The sequence below is a fragment of the Acinetobacter lwoffii genome, assembly GCF_052078135.1.
GTDB lineage: Bacteria > Pseudomonadota > Gammaproteobacteria > Pseudomonadales > Moraxellaceae > Acinetobacter > Acinetobacter lwoffii_Z.
In genome coordinates this window covers 12,984-29,788 of the sequence record NZ_JBQGUZ010000006.1, presented here as the reverse complement: position 1 = coordinate 29,788, position 16,805 = coordinate 12,984, and the positions used below count along the sequence as shown (strand labels likewise).

Annotated in this window: 17 protein-coding genes; 9 read left to right on the top strand and 8 right to left on the bottom strand. The window is 44.4% G+C overall.

The genetic code is table 11. From position 1 onward, the window contains the following. Window positions 1-2 precede the first annotated feature (2 nt). The 5 genes from ACTL4S_RS05575 (at window position 3) to ACTL4S_RS05555 (ending at window position 4,554) form a co-directional block, all read left to right on the top strand. On the top strand, window positions 3-290 hold the full coding sequence (locus ACTL4S_RS05575) for a YbeD family protein (RefSeq protein ID WP_004280625.1): 288 nt from the start codon (window positions 3-5) through the stop codon (window positions 288-290). Window positions 291-441: 151 nt separating this feature from the next. Beyond that, the gene (lipB, locus tag ACTL4S_RS05570) at window positions 442-1,101 is read left to right on the top strand and encodes a lipoyl(octanoyl) transferase LipB (protein WP_004645796.1); all 660 of its coding nucleotides are present in this window, start codon (window positions 442-444) and stop codon (window positions 1,099-1,101) included. Window positions 1,102-1,175: 74 nt separating this feature from the next. Continuing rightward, window positions 1,176-1,709 carry a hypothetical protein gene (locus ACTL4S_RS05565; RefSeq protein WP_004645797.1) on the top strand — a complete coding sequence of 178 codons (534 nt, stop codon included), beginning with the start codon at window positions 1,176-1,178 and terminating at the stop codon, window positions 1,707-1,709. Between the two features lies 1 nt (window position 1,710). Then, a complete protein-coding gene (locus tag ACTL4S_RS05560) occupies window positions 1,711-2,895 on the top strand; it encodes an iron-containing alcohol dehydrogenase (RefSeq protein ID WP_004280629.1) in 1,185 nt (394 codons plus the stop codon). Window positions 2,896-3,162: 267 nt separating this feature from the next. After that, window positions 3,163-4,554, top strand: coding sequence for an APC family permease (locus ACTL4S_RS05555; protein ID WP_004280630.1), 1,392 nt, complete (start codon window positions 3,163-3,165; stop codon window positions 4,552-4,554). A 68-nt stretch (window positions 4,555-4,622) separates the two neighbouring features. Here ACTL4S_RS05555 and ACTL4S_RS05550 read toward each other — a convergent pair whose 3' ends face one another. The 8 genes from ACTL4S_RS05550 to rplU form a co-directional block, all read right to left on the bottom strand. Continuing rightward, a complete protein-coding gene (locus ACTL4S_RS05550; RefSeq protein ID WP_129716272.1) occupies window positions 4,623-5,105 on the bottom strand; it encodes a hypothetical protein in 483 nt (160 codons plus the stop codon). A gap of 89 nt (window positions 5,106-5,194) precedes the next feature. Further along, complete coding sequence (locus tag ACTL4S_RS05545) at window positions 5,195-5,671, bottom strand: tRNA (cytidine(34)-2'-O)-methyltransferase (protein ID WP_005106302.1); 477 nt, start codon at window positions 5,669-5,671, stop codon at window positions 5,195-5,197. Window positions 5,672-5,974: 303 nt separating this feature from the next. After that, complete coding sequence (cysG, locus tag ACTL4S_RS05540) at window positions 5,975-7,357, bottom strand: siroheme synthase CysG (RefSeq protein ID WP_441298917.1); 1,383 nt, start codon at window positions 7,355-7,357, stop codon at window positions 5,975-5,977. A 73-nt stretch (window positions 7,358-7,430) separates the two neighbouring features. After that, on the bottom strand, window positions 7,431-8,702 hold the full coding sequence (gene serS, locus ACTL4S_RS05535) for a serine--tRNA ligase (protein WP_441298916.1): 1,272 nt from the start codon (window positions 8,700-8,702) through the stop codon (window positions 7,431-7,433). 113 nt (window positions 8,703-8,815) lie between these two features. Then, complete coding sequence (locus ACTL4S_RS05530; RefSeq protein WP_441298915.1) at window positions 8,816-9,565, bottom strand: RsiV family protein; 750 nt, start codon at window positions 9,563-9,565, stop codon at window positions 8,816-8,818. A gap of 170 nt (window positions 9,566-9,735) precedes the next feature. Beyond that, a complete protein-coding gene (gene lolA, locus ACTL4S_RS05525; protein ID WP_441298914.1) occupies window positions 9,736-10,431 on the bottom strand; it encodes an outer membrane lipoprotein periplasmic chaperone LolA in 696 nt (231 codons plus the stop codon). 246 nt (window positions 10,432-10,677) lie between these two features. Further along, window positions 10,678-10,932 carry a 50S ribosomal protein L27 gene (gene rpmA / locus ACTL4S_RS05520; RefSeq protein ID WP_004280639.1) on the bottom strand — a complete coding sequence of 85 codons (255 nt, stop codon included), beginning with the start codon at window positions 10,930-10,932 and terminating at the stop codon, window positions 10,678-10,680. Between the two features lie 19 nt (window positions 10,933-10,951). Beyond that, a complete protein-coding gene (gene rplU, locus ACTL4S_RS05515; RefSeq protein WP_004280640.1) occupies window positions 10,952-11,263 on the bottom strand; it encodes a 50S ribosomal protein L21 in 312 nt (103 codons plus the stop codon). Window positions 11,264-11,708: 445 nt separating this feature from the next. On the opposite strand from rplU, the gene sdsA reads away from it, so the two are divergent. The 4 genes from sdsA (at window position 11,709) to ACTL4S_RS05495 (ending at window position 16,804) form a co-directional block, all read left to right on the top strand. Further along, window positions 11,709-12,686, top strand: coding sequence for an All-trans-nonaprenyl-diphosphate synthase (gene sdsA, locus ACTL4S_RS05510; protein WP_004280641.1), 978 nt, complete (start codon window positions 11,709-11,711; stop codon window positions 12,684-12,686). A gap of 15 nt (window positions 12,687-12,701) precedes the next feature. Further along, window positions 12,702-14,750, top strand: coding sequence for a site-specific recombinase (locus ACTL4S_RS05505; protein ID WP_005106296.1), 2,049 nt, complete (start codon window positions 12,702-12,704; stop codon window positions 14,748-14,750). A gap of 152 nt (window positions 14,751-14,902) precedes the next feature. Further along, on the top strand, window positions 14,903-15,505 hold the full coding sequence (locus tag ACTL4S_RS05500) for a phosphatase PAP2 family protein (RefSeq protein ID WP_005247784.1): 603 nt from the start codon (window positions 14,903-14,905) through the stop codon (window positions 15,503-15,505). A gap of 36 nt (window positions 15,506-15,541) precedes the next feature. Beyond that, window positions 15,542-16,804: an efflux RND transporter periplasmic adaptor subunit gene (locus tag ACTL4S_RS05495; protein WP_004731916.1), complete on the top strand. Its 1,263-nt coding sequence runs from the start codon at window positions 15,542-15,544 to the stop codon at window positions 16,802-16,804. Window position 16,805: the final 1 nt, after the last annotated feature.

The window sequence follows — 16,805 nt, the reverse complement described above, 5'->3', positions numbered from 1 at the left end:
CCATGTTAGACCGTACACCATCTCGTGAACTTCAAGAACATCTTTGGGTTTTCCCTATGGATTATCCGATTAAACTGATTGGCCTTGCGGGCGATGAATTGCGTCACGCTGTCATCGACATTTTTCTAAAACATTTTCCAGATTTTGAAGGTGATAGCGTAAGTATTACACCATCACGTACTGGCAAATATCACTCCATTACCGCACAACTGCGCTTTCTGGAGCTGGAACAGGTGCATGCAGTGTATGCAGATTTGGCCGCCTGCCCGCTGATTAAAACTGCATTGTAATCGAAAATACAAAAGACACGCTTCCGGGCGTGTTTTTTTATGCCTGTACAATGACTGAGCTAGCGCTTAAATATTGCAGATCTCGCCCCTATTTCATGCCGAAATCATTATAATTATGACCAGTTTTTTATAATTACCAAGGACACTTCCTGTGACTGATGTGCTGCAAAAGCCCGAGCTGATCATTCGTCAATATCACGACCTCACACCTTATGAAGATCGTTTTCTGGAAATGAAAACATTTACGGAAACCCGTGATGAACATAGCCCGGATCAATTGTGGATTTTGCAACATCAGGATGTACTGACTCAAGGTCAGGCAGGCAAACCGGAACATATTTTAATACCAAGCAATATTCCGGTGATTCAGACCGATCGTGGTGGTCAGGTGACCTGGCATGGTCCGGGTCAATTGGTGGCTTACTTCATGTTTGACTTGAATCGTCTGGGCTGGAATGTGCGCACGCTGGTGTCTTATGCTGAAAACCTGATGATCGAATTGCTAAAAAAATATGGCATTAATGCCTATGCCAAACCGGATGCCCCCGGGGTTTACGTCGCTGAACGCAAAATTGGCTCACTTGGTTTTAAAATTCGCAAAGGCCGTAGCTATCATGGTTTGTCCCTAAATCTGGATTGTGACCTAAGCGGATTCAATACCATTAACCCTTGTGGCTATGCAGGACTGGAAATGGTACGCATGAGTGATTTGCTCGAACAACCACCCCAATTCAGCCAGTTGTGCACTGAAATTATTGAAACTTTGCGTCACAGCGGGTACTTTAAGCAAGTAACTGTCGAGCAAAGATAAAGCCTTTGCATTTCAACCCCAAATAAATTAGAGTATTTACTCTAAACTAATAATATTGAGATAGGGATCATCACGTGATTGCGACTAAATCCGTAAAACCCGCTTTGCAGCTTGCCTATGTCAAACTCATGATGGATGTGATTGGCCGAGGTCTGGTCATGGCAAGCCAGGTGGATGAAGAAATCAAACAGGAAGTGGCCCACTTTCCAGAAAATTTTACTCTTTCCATGAAAGTCTTTCCGCATGGCCCGGCCTTTGTGGCACGGGTCACTGAGGACAAACAACTGGAACTGGTCAAAAATCTGGAAAAAGCACCTGATTTGATCATTACCTTTAAACATCTGCACCATGCCTTTTTGGTGTTTTCTTTTCAGGAAAGCACCTCACAGGCTTTTGCCCATGACCGTATGATTGCTGATGGCGATATTTCCAATGCCATTCGTCTGGTACGCTGCCTGAATAAAATGGAAGCACTAATTTTGCCAAAAATGGTGGCACAACTGGCAGTGAAAGAATATCCAAGCAATCTGAGCCTAAAAGAAAAACTAAGCGAAGCGAGCAGTATTTATCTGAAAATCGCTCAATCCTATTTGAAACGGAGTGTATAACATGGCTAAACCTTATTATGAATTTTTCTGTCCGGTCAAAGTGATTGCCGGTCATGCCGCGTTAGAACATATTCCGTTTGAACTTGCGACTTTGGGGGCCAAACGTCCGCTCATCATTACTGACAAAGGCGTCCGTGCCAACAATTTGCTGGCACCGATTGAAGCTGCATTTGAAATGGCGGATGCTGCAATTGTAGCGATTTTTGATGACGTCCCACCCGACTCTAGCTTGGGTACAGTACGCAGTGCAGCAAAACTGTATCGCGAAAATCATTGTGATGCGATCATTGCTGTGGGCGGTGGTTCAGTCATTGATACCTCTAAGGCAACCAATATTCTGGTATCGGAAGGCGGTGATGACCTGCTGAAATATTCGGGTGCACATAACTTGCCTAAACCGCTGAAACCGTTCTTTGTGATTCCAACCACATCTGGTACAGGTTCAGAAGTGACCATGGTCGCTGTCGTGTCGGACACTGAAAAGAACGTCAAAATGCCGTTCGCCTCTTATTATCTGATGCCGCATGCTGCGATTCTGGATCCCCGCATGACCCAGACCTTGCCGCCACATTTAACCGCCATGACCGCAATGGATGCTATGACCCATGCGGTCGAAGCTTATACCTGCATGGCAGCCAATCCGATTTCGGATGCTTATGCCACCGCCGCAGTCAAAAAGATCAGTACCCACCTATTTAATGTGCTGGATAACCCTTCCGATGCACAAGGCCGTCTGGAGCTGGCACAGGCATCGACCATGGCGGGAATTGCATTTTCCAACTCGATGGTTGGCATTGTGCATTCACTGGGGCACTCATTGGGTGCAGTGGTACACCTGCCGCATGGTTTATGCATGAACTTATTCCTGCCTTATGTGCTGGAATACAACAAAGAGGTCAATGGCGATAAAATCGCAGATCTGCTCCTGCCTTTGGCGGGTGCCGATATTTATGCACAAACGCCGGCGCATCTACGTGCTGACAAAACTATTGCAACGATTCTAACCATGCGTGACCGGATTTACAGTCTCACCAAATTACCGCGCACATTACGTGAAACCGGTAAGATTTCTGAAGCCCAGCTCGATGAAGTGGCAGAGAAAGCCCTGAATGATGGTTCCATCATTTATAATCCGAAAGAAGCTACCCTGGAAGATTTAAAATCTATCTTAAAAAAGGCTTGGTAATTACTGAAAAATAAGCCAATATAGCCGAAATTCCAGCCTGATGTTTTTTTAAACATCAGGCTTTTATCTTGCATAAGAAAAAATTCGATTTCTATTTTTGAATGGCACATTTTATGCAGGACAAAAGTCAAAAAAATAGCTAGCAAAAGCCGTTCTTTTCAAGTAGATTGGCGGACTTTTATAGAAAACTGTAGGGGGGATCGTTCGTCTCAAACGATCCTTATAAATATGACTGATCCTTGATCAACGATTAAGAGGATAACGCCGTTGACTAATATCTCTGGGACTCAATCGGCAGCTAAACTGCAAAAAACGCTGGGACTCTGGCACATCATTATTATTGGTTTAGCTTATATTCAACCCATGACCTTGTTTGATACATTTGGTCTGGTATCTGAAGAAAGTAACTTCCACGTTCCTACCTCTTACATTTTTGCACTGATTGCAATTTTGTTAACCTCCTTGAGCTATGGTCATATGATTCGTCGCTACCCTTCTTCGGGTTCGGCCTATACCTATGCGCAAAAATCCATCCACCCGAACGTAGGTTTCATGGTGGGTTGGTCATCCTTGCTGGATTACCTGTTATCGCCAATGGTCAATATCATCCTGGCGGTGATTTATCTGGAAGCACTTTTCCCAGACATGAACCATTGGGTTTGGGTCATTGGTTTAACCGCCTTTATGACCGCGATTAACCTTCGTGGTGCGAGATTTGTTGCCAACTTCAACAGTATGATTGTATTCGTACAATTGGGCGTCATTGCATACTTCACCTGGATGGTTTACCAACTTCTGGAAGGTGGCGTAAATGCAGACGGCACACTGGTCGATGCAAAGTACCAACTGTGGAGTTTAGAGCCATTCTGGAATGAGTTTACTTCTGTTGCTGCCCTGATTACCGGTGCAACCTTACTGTGCTTCTCATTCACAGGTTTTGACTCTTTAAGTTCTCTTGCTGAAGAAACCAAAGATACCGAGAAAACCTTACCTAAAGCGATTTTCTTGACTGCATTGTTGGCAGGTATCATCTTCATCATCAGCACTTACTTCATGCAGATCTTCTTCCCGAATGATCCAAAAACTTACTTTGAAGATATCGCTGCAACACAGCCTGATATTTTACAAGCTGTCGGTGGCGTGGCGTTTAAGACAGTCGTACTTTACTTCGCGATTGTGACAGTTATGGCTTCTGGTATTTCAGCACATGCGGGTGTATCGCGTCTGATGTACGTGATGGGTCGTGATGGCGTAATCAACAAAAAGATCTTCGGTCATATTAGTCCGAAAAACTATACACCTTCCTACAACATCCTAATCGCTGGCGCAGTGGCTTTAACTGCTGGTTTTATGGATCTTGATTTTGTCGTGTCATTGATCAGCTTTGGTGCCTTAACGGCATTCAGTTTCGTCAACTTATCGGTGATTTCACGTTATGCATTACGTGATGGTCGTACCAAGAGTGCTAAAGAGATCATGAACTTTGTCGTTGTTCCTTTACTTGGCTTCATTTCAGTATTTGCATTGTGGCTAGAAGTCGATGAAGCTTCGCTTAAATATGGGCTGATCTGGGCATTTGGCGGTATCTTGTACTTGGGTTATAAAACCAAAGGCTTCAAGCACCCTGCTCCTCAGCACAATGAATTTGACGATAAATAATATCGTTTCAATTGAAATAAAAAAGGCGCTTCATGCGCCTTTTTTATGTCTGTCATGTTTTGATTTTACTAATGCAGATAGCAATCAAAACCCATCTGGGTATTGACCCGATTATTTTCATAACCTAGTTTTTCAATAAACAGACTGCGATTAGACAATAACTTTTGCTCTTCCGGACCTAAACGGGCTCTATTTTTGATAGCCAGTTGATACATTTCATCCACAACATCCTGAAAAATATCACAGACTTCTTCACGCTTGGCGGGCTTTAATTTACGCCCCCGCCAGGTCCATTGAAAATCATCTGAATTCAGGCTCTGCCCCCATTTTTCGATACGCGTATCTAAGCGTTTTTGCATGTTGAGCAAGCCCTGCTGTATTTCCGCTTGAGTAATGGGTTGAACTTCCTTTGTTGCCGATGTGGCAGCACTGCCCTCTTCCGCATTCACGGAAGCCGCAACAGTTCCAAGACAACATGCGATGACAAGTTTTACTAGAGGCTTCAAAGCTGCACCTTTTGTTATATTTGATAAAGTTATAAATTCAAGCATACAACGAAGTGAAAAGCAGTTTATCTATTTGTTACACAAAATAAAAAAGCCACCCAAAGGCAGCTTTTAGAATCATCACAAATTTCCGCTTAAAGCGTTTTAAAACCCTGCTGACGCCAAGCTTCGTAGACAATTACTGCAGTGGCATTTGACAGGTTCAGACTTCGCGAGTTCTCTGCCATCGGTAAACGAATCCAGTGCTTTTGCGGAAACATCATACGAACATGTTCAGGCAGACCACGAGTTTCCGGACCCATTAACAAGGCCACAGGACGGTTTAAATCCGAAGTATGCGGTGTTTCAGAACCTTTGGTGGTCAATGGATAGATTGCATCCAGCCCAATGCCTTTGCTTGCCAAATCGGCCAGACAGTCTTCGATGTTTTCCCAAATCTGCATATTGGCATATTCGTGATAATCCAGACCGGCACGTTTCAGCTTTTTGTCATCCAACTCAAAACCCAGCGGCTTGACCAGATGTAACTGTGCTCCTGTATTGGCACACAGACGAATAATATTGCCTGTATTTGCAGGAATTTCAGGCTCATATAAAACAACGTGGATCACAGCTTACTCACTCAATATATTTAATTCAGACACAACATTCGCCTTGCGCTCGGGCAAAGCAGTGCTTTGCTTATCCTCTTACTTCAGGCCTAGCCTTCGCCTTGCGCTCGGGCAAAGCAGTGCTTTGCTTATCCTCTTACTTCAGGCCTAGCCTTCGTCTTGCGCTCGGGGCAAAGCAGCGCTTTGCTTATCCTCTTACTTCAGGCACAGCCTTCGTCTTGCGCTCGGACAAAGCAGTGCTTTGCTTATCCTCTTACTTCAGGCACAGCCTTCGTCTTGCGCTCGGACAAAGCAGTGCTTTGCTTATCCTCGCTCATGCCATTGCAATTGTTCACGTAAGCGTACAACTTCACCAATAATGGTCAAAGTCGGGGCTTGAATCTGATGTTCGGACACTTTGGATGCAATATCAGCAAGCGTTCCTACTACAACTTTCTGTTCAGGCGTCGTACCTTTAGAAACCAAGGCCACTGGCATGTCGGCTCGCTGACCATGAGCGATTAATTCTGCACAGATTTTCTCCAGTCCCACCAACCCCATATAAAGCACCAAGGTCTGGTTTTCATAGACCAACTCACTCCAAGGCAATTCGGGTGAGCCTTCTTTTAAGTGACCTGTCAGAAAACGCACACTTTGCGCATAATCACGATGGGTTAATGGAATACCGGCATAGGCTGAACAGCCTGAAGCTGCGGTAATCCCTGGAACCACTTGAAAAGTGATACCTGCCGCAAAAAGTTCTTCAATCTCTTCACCGCCACGCCCGAAGATAAATGGATCACCGCCTTTCAGACGACAAACCCGCTTTCCTTCACTGGCATATTTGACCAATAGAGCATTAATCCCATCTTGCGGAACCGCATGATTGGAACGTGCCTTACCGACATAGATCTTTTCCGCATCGCGGCGGCACAGCTCCATAATTGGCGCTGAAACCAGTCGGTCGTAAATGACCACGTCGGCTTGCTGCATTAAACGCAAGGCTTTTAAGGTCAACAATTCTGGATCACCCGGACCCGCACCAACCAAGTAGACTTCACCTTTCGGCTGTTGCCATTCCTGTAAGGCCTGCTCAATCAGGCGATCTGCTTCCGCGATATTGTCGTTGAACACCTGTTCTTTTAGCGAACTGGCATATAAATCTTCCCAGAAAATACGGCGTTCATCCGGATTGACTATTTTAGCCTTAACCGCACTGCGCCATTTTCCTGAAAATTCAGCCAGCTTGCCCATTCCATGCGGAATAGTCGTTTCCAGTTGGGTACGGATCTGACGCGATAATACCGGCGACGTGCCATTCGATGCCACCGAAATCACCAAAGGCGAACGGTCAATAATAGCAGGAACCATAAAGCGGCAATGCGGTGGATCATCAACGCTATTGACCAAGACATTTTCCGCTTCACACAGTTCAAAGACCTGACGATTGGTCTCGGCATCATCAGTCGCCGCAATCACTAGTCGATATGGACGTAATGCAACTTCAGGATGAAAAGCTGCCTGCACATATTGTCCTTGGCTATTTTGCACAATTCGCAGCAGACTCTCTTCAATTTCAGGCGCAATGACATGAATAATCGCACCTGCTTTTTGAAGTAAAAGTGCTTTACGGTATGCAATATGTCCACCACCGACAATCAGACAAGGTTGCTGTTGCAACTTTAACGAGATTGGAAAAATATCCACGAACTACCTCAAAATTTTAAATCTGACTGTCTATGCAATTTTCATGCACATTTAGGAATGCTGAGATCGACAATTAGTCGATATAAGTCGCACCACCCATATATGGACGTAATACTTCAGGAATCTCAATGGAGCCATCGGCACGTTGATAGTTTTCCATCACTGCAAGTAAAGTACGACCCACGGCCAGACCTGAACCATTCAAGGTATGCACAAATTCAGTTTTCTTCTGATCAGCACGGTAACGCGCTTTCATACGACGCGCCTGGAAATCACCCATGTTTGAACAAGATGAAATTTCACGGTAAGTATTTTGGCTTGGTACCCAAACTTCCAAGTCATAAGTCTTGGTCGCACCAAAGCCCATGTCACCACCACAAAGTAAAATTTTACGATATGGAAGTCCAAGTGCCTGCAAGATGCCTTCAGCATGGCCAGTCAATTCTTCAAGCACTTGCATCGAAGTTTCAGGCTTCACAATTTGAACCATTTCGACTTTGTCGAATTGGTGCTGACGGATCAAACCGCGGGTATCACGACCATAAGAACCTGCTTCGCTACGGAAACATGGCGTGTGCGCTGCATATTTCAGTGGCAGACGGTCTGCATCAATAATTTCATCACGTACGAAATTCGTCACTGGCACTTCAGCAGTTGGAATCAGATAAAACTCTTTTTCACCCTGCAGCTTAAACAGATCTTCTTCAAATTTAGGCAGCTGACCTGTACCGCGCAATGAGTCTGCATTGACCAGATAAGGCACATAGGCTTCAGTATAACCATTTTGGTCTGTGTGCGTATTCAGCATGAACTGGGTAATGGCACGTTGTAAACGTGCTAATGGACCTTTTAGTACGCTAAAACGTGAACCGGTTAATTTGGTCGCGGTTTCAAATTCCAGACCGCCCATCATTTCGCCCAGATCCGTATGGTCTTTGATTTCGAAATCAAATTCACGCGGTGTACCCCATTTCAGGATTTCCACGTTATCACTTTCGTCTTTACCTTCAGGCACAGCTTCATCGGGCAAGTTTGGAATAGACAGTAATTTTTCTTCAAGCTCAGTTTGCAGTTCAGCCAGTGCTGCTTCAGCCGCTTTGATTTCATCACCAATCGTAGACATGCGTGTCATGATTTCAGATGCGTCACCACCTGCTTTTTTAATTTGACCGACTTGTTTGGCACCGGCATTACGTTCAGCTTGCAGGGTTTCTGTCTTGGACTGAATCTCTTTACGGCGTGCTTCTAGGGATGCCCACTCTTCAACATTGAGTTGAACACCACGTTTTGCCAAGGCTACATTTACAGCCTCAATATTATTTCTGAGTAATTTCAGGTCGATCATAATCAATCTTTGCAGAAGAAAAAAAACTGGCTATAGTGTAAGCTCTTAACGTCAAAAAATACAGTGACCATGACCCTGGCTGCGTCCTATTAGCACAATATTTAGGAAGCTTCTTACTGCAAAATGGCTAAATATTCAGGCTGAATCACTTCATTTAAATCCGCATAGGACACTTTTAATTCAGGCATTCCTGTTGCTGCGGGAGCTAGTTCGCCTGCCGGATACACCATCACCAGACCTGTTGTATCAAAATAATAGTTATCACTCAATTTTAACTGCTGTTGTTGAATCCCTTGCGTATTCAGCCATTGAGTATTAGCCTGATACATTGCATTCAGCAATTTCTGCTCACCGCCATTTAATAACAGTTGAGACAAGGCCAAACGTTTTTTCTGTTTTAGATCAAAATTGATATATTCCACATGTTTCAGAGAAGCATTTTTGTTCCTCGCCAGATTGGAACTTTTTAAGGCAAAGGTCGCCAGATGAGCGTGCTGACCAACAAATTCCACCTTGATAAAGCGCTGATCCAGATAATGCGGCTCATCGGCTTTTTTAGGATTTTTCTGGGTGACTTTGGTGAATGCAACAGGTTCAGTATGCTGAATACGCTCAATAAAATATTGATTAATCCAGTCAATATTGCTGTCCACCGTCTGTAGATCAAAGCGTACACAACCCTCTATTTCACACACCACTTTGGCTGCCCCTTTAATTGGAACGGTTTTGGCTTCAATTTGCACAACCCGATCTGTTTGCGCAAGCTTTGCCACTGAACTGGATTGAGGCTGACAACCCAACATACTTACAGTGAGTAATAAAACAGCGTAAATTTCAGTAGTTTTAAATAGATTAATCTTCATCCTGAGCTCCAAAAATTTTGCAATTTCATTGACTCGACTTTTATTTATTCTAAGATGCTCTCGTGTTTAGATATAGCTGAACCTTGTAGTCTGTCCAAAACAATCCTGATGATCGGCAATAAAAAAGCAACCTCGAAAGGTTGCTTTTTTTATCTGGTTCATATTGATGCTTATTGATCAATGATGTCCGTACCTTTTGGTGGAGTAAAGTTAAAGGTAGAGGCTGGAATACTGCTATTTACTTTTACATTGCTAAATTTGATATTGGTGGTTTGTCCCAATGAATCCTGCAAGATCATCAAGCTTGGTGCTTTGTTTGCGCCAAAGCTAATGGTCAGGCTTTCAAACACACCATCGGTATTTTTAGGATACAGCGTGTAATAGGTTTTGCCTTTATTTGGCTGAGTCACCCGGTAAGACTGCATAATCTGGCTGGTGTTTCCTGACAGCAATAACGCCGGTGTATTAGCAACCTGCTCATCTAAGCTTTGACGAACGACTTGTTGCAAGTCAGGATCATAAATCCATACGGTTTTACCCGTGGTTGCAATGACTTGCTTCGACGGTGCGGTCGTTTCCCAATAGAATTTACCCGGACGCTCAACTTTCATCACCCCTTTAAAGGTTTGATTCATATGTTGTGCGGTCAAACCTTTTTTCTGGGTCGCTCTTGGATTGGTTACCTTGGTACTTTGTTCGAAATTTGCCGTCATGCTACGCACATGATTGAGCTGTTTGACCAGACTGGCTGTTGCCTGTTGCTCCGAAGCTGCCACAGGTGCAGCAAACACGGTTGTACTCATCACCGGTGCTAAAGTCACTGCACCCAGAGCCATAGCACAGACGGTTTTACGAAGCATATTCATAATTTCACCCTTATATTTTGCTTGATCGCAATTTATTTGATAGCTCATCTTAAACGAAAATTAAAAGCTAAAATGATAGAAAATAAGAACTTTTGTATTGTTATTAATTCGAAACTGGTTTTTTTGTTCATCATTATGAAGATTTCAGGACAATTTTTACATTATGGAATGTCGCTTAATCTGCCTATTAATTTTCAGGCATAAAAAAACCCACAATAACTGTGGGCTTTTTTCTATCTCAGCGAATTACGCGTCAACAGATACGTAGCGACGGCCGAATTGACCTTTCACTTCGAATTTTACTACGCCATCAGCAGTAGCAAATAATGTATGGTCACGACCCATACCAACGTTTTGACCAGCGTGGAATTCAGTACCACGTTGACGAACGATGATGTTACCTGCAGTTACAGTTTGACCACCGTAAACTTTAACACCTAACATCTTAGGATTCGAATCACGACCGTTCTTAGTCGAACCACCGGCTTTTTTAGTTGCCATGTCTATTTACTCCTCGTAATTAGCCTGAAATAGCTGTAATTTTCAACTCAGTGAACCATTGACGGTGACCTTGTTGTTTACGGTAGTGTTTACGACGACGCATTTTGATGATGCGGATTTTGTCGTGACGACCATGGCTAACTACTTCAGCAGTTACAGTAGCACCAGCAACAACTGGAGCACCGATTTGAATGCTTTCACCGTTAACAAGCATCAATACGTCATCAAACGTAATAGTCGCGCCAGTTTCAGCTTTCAATAATTCTACTTTAAGGGTTTCACCCTCAACTACACGGTGCTGTTTACCACCGCTTTGGATTACTGCGTACATAATGTACTCCAAACAAGCCCGTGTCGTCGTGCCGATAAAGGAATATATCGAACTTAAGACGTACGCCACTGGGGGGATATCTAAGGGCGAGGATTTTAAGGGATATTCAAAAAAACAACAAGCCATTTTACTGAAATAATAATGAGCAGGATGCGCTAATTATTTAACTATTAAATAATTTCTATCAAATCAAATACTCAAGATATATTCAGCAACAAAATAATACAGCAGAAATCCGGCCAGTTTGATTAATATACTCAGCCTGACGAATAGGGCGATGCCCTGACCTTTCCTGATTTTTTATGGCTCGAAATATGGATCGAATCTACATAAGATCTATAAAAAGCTGATTTTTAGTGGAGTTTATGCATTTCTTAGGTTTCACTCATGTTATAAATTGTTAAACTACGCCCAGCGATTTACCAGACTAGAGGTTTTCTTTCACATGACCATCGACTTTAAGCAAGACATTCTCGCGCCTGTTGCTAACGACTTTGCTGCGATGGACACATTCATTAATGAAGGAATTACCTCAAAAGTTGCATTAGTGATGGCTGTCAGCAAACATGTGGTAGAAGCGGGTGGCAAACGTATGCGCCCGATTATGTGCCTTTTGGCCGCCAAGGCGTGTGGTGCTGAAAATTTAGAACCGCACCGCAAACTGGCTGCAATCATTGAGATGCTGCATACCGCAACACTGGTGCATGATGATGTGGTGGATGAGTCTGGCCTGCGCCGTGGCCGCCCGACGGCCAATGCCACCTGGAATAACCAGACTGCGGTTTTAGTCGGTGACTTTCTGATTTCACGTGCTTTTGATTTGCTGGTCGATCTGAACAACATGGTGTTGCTCAAAGATTTTTCGACCGGTACCTGTGAAATTGCTGAAGGTGAAGTGCTGCAACTACAATCCCAGCATCAACCGGAAACCACTGAAGCGACTTATTTGAATATTATTCATGGCAAAACTTCGCGCCTGTTTGAACTGGCCACCGAAGGTGCTGCCATTTTGTCGGATAAAGATGAATTCCGTCAGCCTTTAAAAACCTTTGCCGGACATTTCGGCAATGCTTTCCAGATTATTGATGACATTTTAGATTACACCTCCGATGCGGACACGCTCGGCAAAAATATTGGTGATGATCTCATGGAAGGTAAACCGACCCTGCCATTGATTGCGGCACTGAAAAACACCACCGGTGAGCAACATGAAATCATCCGTCGCAGTATTGCGACTGGCGGTACGGAACATCTGGAACAGGTCATTCAAATTGTCAATGAATCTGGTGCGCTGGATTATTGCCGTCAACGTGCTACAGAAGAAACTGAAATTGCAATTGATGCCTTACAGGCATTACCTGACTCCGAATATCGTCAGGCCCTGATTAATCTGGCCAAACTGGCCCTACACCGAATTCAGTAACTTTTAAACTCGCCTATGCATATTAATTTTCTAGATCTTTTTCAAAACATGCAACACCAGCTTGAACAACCTCGGGCGGTGCTGGATGAAAATCTTCTGATTGAACTGGTTGAAAGAATCAGACCTGAAGACAGCAGAAATACCGAAGAGATCGAAGCGAAATTCAATGCATTTATCCGGGCTTTATTACTCACCCCGAATGCGGTTGCCACGCTTCAAACCTTTACCCTGCGGATCATTAACCGCTATAAACAGACCGGTCTGTTTTCCGATACCGGCATTTTGTCTCTAGATGGATTCTGGAACCAGCTAAACCAGCGCCTTGGTGCACATGTCTTGCCGCTGATTCCTGACCATCAACAACTTCAGGAATTATTTCGCAAGGTTTTTTATCAACGTACTGATAAATACTGGCTGGATTATTTTGATGAAGATGACTGGCAACGTTTATTTGCAGTCCTGAATCAGGGACATTCCAATCAACCTGAAAAAACCCGGATTAAAGACCAGCTAATTAAGGCACTGACCATTTTGTCGTACCGGATCAGTGGTATTGGTCTGCACCCTGAATTCATTAATGCCCAGCCTGAACTGATGGAATACGAATCTCCTTTTCTGGTGCAGAATCGTGAGATTAACGAGTTTATTCAGGAATATAAAAAACGTTATAACACAGTCACCCTGGTCGATTCGATTACCCCACCGGATGCCTCACAAGCGCTGGTGATGCTGGAACAATGTCATGATGTCGTGGCCAAGATTCGCCGTTCTACCAAGCGGACTGGCGTCAGTGTCAGCCTGACCTATATGCTGGCACTGCTAGAACAGTGTCTGGAACGGGTTGAGATTCTGCTGAATATGGTTATGGATGACGATGATCTGCGTTATCAATCCATTGGCCTGTTTATGGCGGACATTACTGAAGCAATTTATAGTGAACGCAGTGTGCGGGCCCTGCTGGCTACCAATAGTGAACTTTTGGCTTTACAGGTCACTGAAAATGCCAGCAAGACTGGTGAACATTATGTGAGTACCGACAAGCAAGGCTTTCTGGCCATGTATAAATCGGCTGCAGGGGCTGGTGCCATCATCGCAACGATGGCCACCTTAAAAGTTCTGATGACACGCCTCACCATGGCCCCTTTGATGCAGGCCTTTAGCTATAGCATGAACTATTCACTAGGTTTTATGCTGATTCATGTGCTGCATTTTACCGTGGCAACCAAACAACCGGCGATGACTGCCGCTGCACTGGCTGCTACCGTACAGCAGCGTAAAGGCTCGAAAATGGCTCAAATTGCCGAGCTGGCTGCGCTGATTGTAAATATCATCCGCACCCAGTTTGTCGCCATTTTGGGCAATATTTCTATTGCAATTCCCGTAGCAGCATTGATTACCCTGCTGTGGGATTTTGCGCTGCATGAACCTTTAATGAATCATGCCAAGGCTGCCAAAACCCTGCATGACCTGAATCCGTTTACTTCATTGGCGATTCCACATGCAGCGATTGCCGGAGTATGTTTATTCCTGTCCGGATTATTGGCCGGTTATTTTGACAATATGGCCGTTTATCGCAAAGTCGGCCCGCGACTGAAAGCCCATGTGCGTTTATCGCAGCTGATGGGGCAAGAGCGTCTTTACCGTTTTGCTGACTATATCGAACGTAATCTGGGTGCACTGGCGGGTAATTTTATTTTCGGGATCATGCTCGGCAGTATGGGCACCATTGGTTTTATTCTCGGTCTGCCACTGGATATTCGCCATATCGCCTTTGCCTCTGCCAACTTTATTCAGGGTCTAATTACGATCAATGGTCCCGATATCGGCTTGATCGTAGTGTCTTTTCTGGGTGTGTTACTCATTGGCCTGACCAACTTGTTTGTCAGTTTCACTCTGACGATTATTGTAGCCTTACGCGCACGCCGGGTGCGTTTTGAACAGTGGAAACCTTTGGCAAAACTGGTCATGACGCACTTCCTGACCCGACCTAGTGATTTCTTCTGGCCACCCAAGCAAAGCATTGAAATTGACGAAAATCATACATCGACAAAAACTCAAAACTGAGATAATTACACTATATTTAGCAACAAATTCCTTACGAAAAAAATGGAATTCGCATAAAATACGCACACTTGAAAAAAAGTGTACTGACAAGTACACTTTGCTTCAGACAATTGGCCGATCTGCGAACGGTTAAAAGAACAAGGATTTTTGGCATGCATTACTTGTTACTTTTTGTCGGTATTTTATTTTTAATTTTCAGTGTGTTCATCCTGAATATTCCCGCTTTAAGCAAGCTCGACTTGCAGGCTGTGGAATGGATGAGGCTGTATCGCACCGAGTTTTGGAATCAAATTACTCAGTCCTTATCCCTAATAGGTGGCATGCCATTTGTATTATTTTTATCCACACTATGGTGTATTGCATTGCTGTGGTATAAAAAGTATACAAACGCAATTTTTATATGTATCGGAATTATCGGAGGAATTCTCCTAGCTTGGCTGTTGAAATTTGCAATTGCCCGACCCCGACCACCAGAATCCTTGCATCTGGTTGAAAGCTTTGGAAGTTCCTTTCCAAGTGCCCATAGTCTATATGCGGCCTGTCTGGCTTGTTTGGCAATTTACATCCATCGGCAACATTCCCGTTATACCCTCATCGTGATCGGTGCAGTGGTATGGATGCTGATGATGGGGATCTCAAGAGTTTATCTGGGCGTACATTTTCCTTCAGATGTCATATCCGGCTGGAGTATCAGTTTTATTTGGATTTCGTTGTGGTATATGGTCTGGATCAGATATTGCGCGGCTCACAAATAAGAAAATTTAGATATAAATCTAATTAGAGGTGGAATAATGATGTCTGCAAAGCTTTGGGCACCTGCCCTGACTGCTTGCGCATTGGCAACAAGTCTTGCACTTGTTGGTTGTAGCAAAGATCCTAAAGAGGGCCAGCAAGCTGGTGCTCAACAACAAATGCCACCGACTGAAGTCGGTGTTCTTGTTGCACAACCGCAAAGTGTAGAGCAGTCTGTAGAGCTCTCAGGTCGTACAACAGCATTTGAAATTTCAGACGTACGTCCACAAGCCAGTGGCGTGGTGCTTAAACGCTTGTTCACGGAAGGCAGCTATGTGCGTGAAGGTCAGGCCTTATATGAAATCGATTCAAGCACCAACCGCACTACAGTAGACAATGCCCGTGCAGCGATTGCCCGTGCTGAAGCCAATCTGGGCGTATTGCGTGTGAAGGAAGGCCGTTACCGTCAACTGGTCGGTACCAATGCCATTTCCAAACAGGAATATGATGACATCGCGGCACAGGTCAAACTGGCTGAAGCTGATTTGAATGCCAATCGCGCAACTTTGCGTAATGCAGAAATCAACTTGGGCTATTCGACTGTACGCGCGCCGATTTCAGGCCAGACCAACCGTTCGTCTGTGACGGCGGGTGCTTTGGTAACAGCGAATCAGCCAGAGCCATTGGTAACGATTCAGCGTCTAGATCCCATCTATGTAGATATCAACCAGTCAAGTGCCGAGCTTTTACGTTTACGTCAACAGCTTAATCAAGGCAGCTTGAACAGCTCGAACAACACCAAAGTCAAGTTAAAGCTTGAAGATGGCAGTATCTACCCGGTTGAAGGCCGTCTTGCATTCTCTGATGCCAGCGTGAACCCTGAAACAGGTACTGTGACTTTACGTGCAGTATTCCCGAACAAAAATCACCTGCTTCTACCAGGTATGTTTGCCACTGCACAAATCGTACAGGGTGAAGTACCGAATGCTTTCCTGATTCCGCAAGCAGCTTTGACCCGTACTCCAACAGGTCAGGCGATGGCGATGCTGGTCGGTGCTGACAATAAAGTAACGCCACGTCCAGTGACCACCGTTGGTTCTCAAGGCAGCAACTGGATTGTGACCGAAGGTCTGAATCCAGGCGATAAAGTGATTGTAGATGGTATTGCGAAAGTAAAACCTGAACAGCAAGTTGTACCAAAACCTTATCAACCTCAAGCTGCTGCGCCACAAGGTGCTGCACCGCAACAGCCTGCAGCGAGCGAGAAAAAGGCAGATGATGCTAAAGAGAAACCTGAACAAAAACCTGCTGCAAATGCATAAG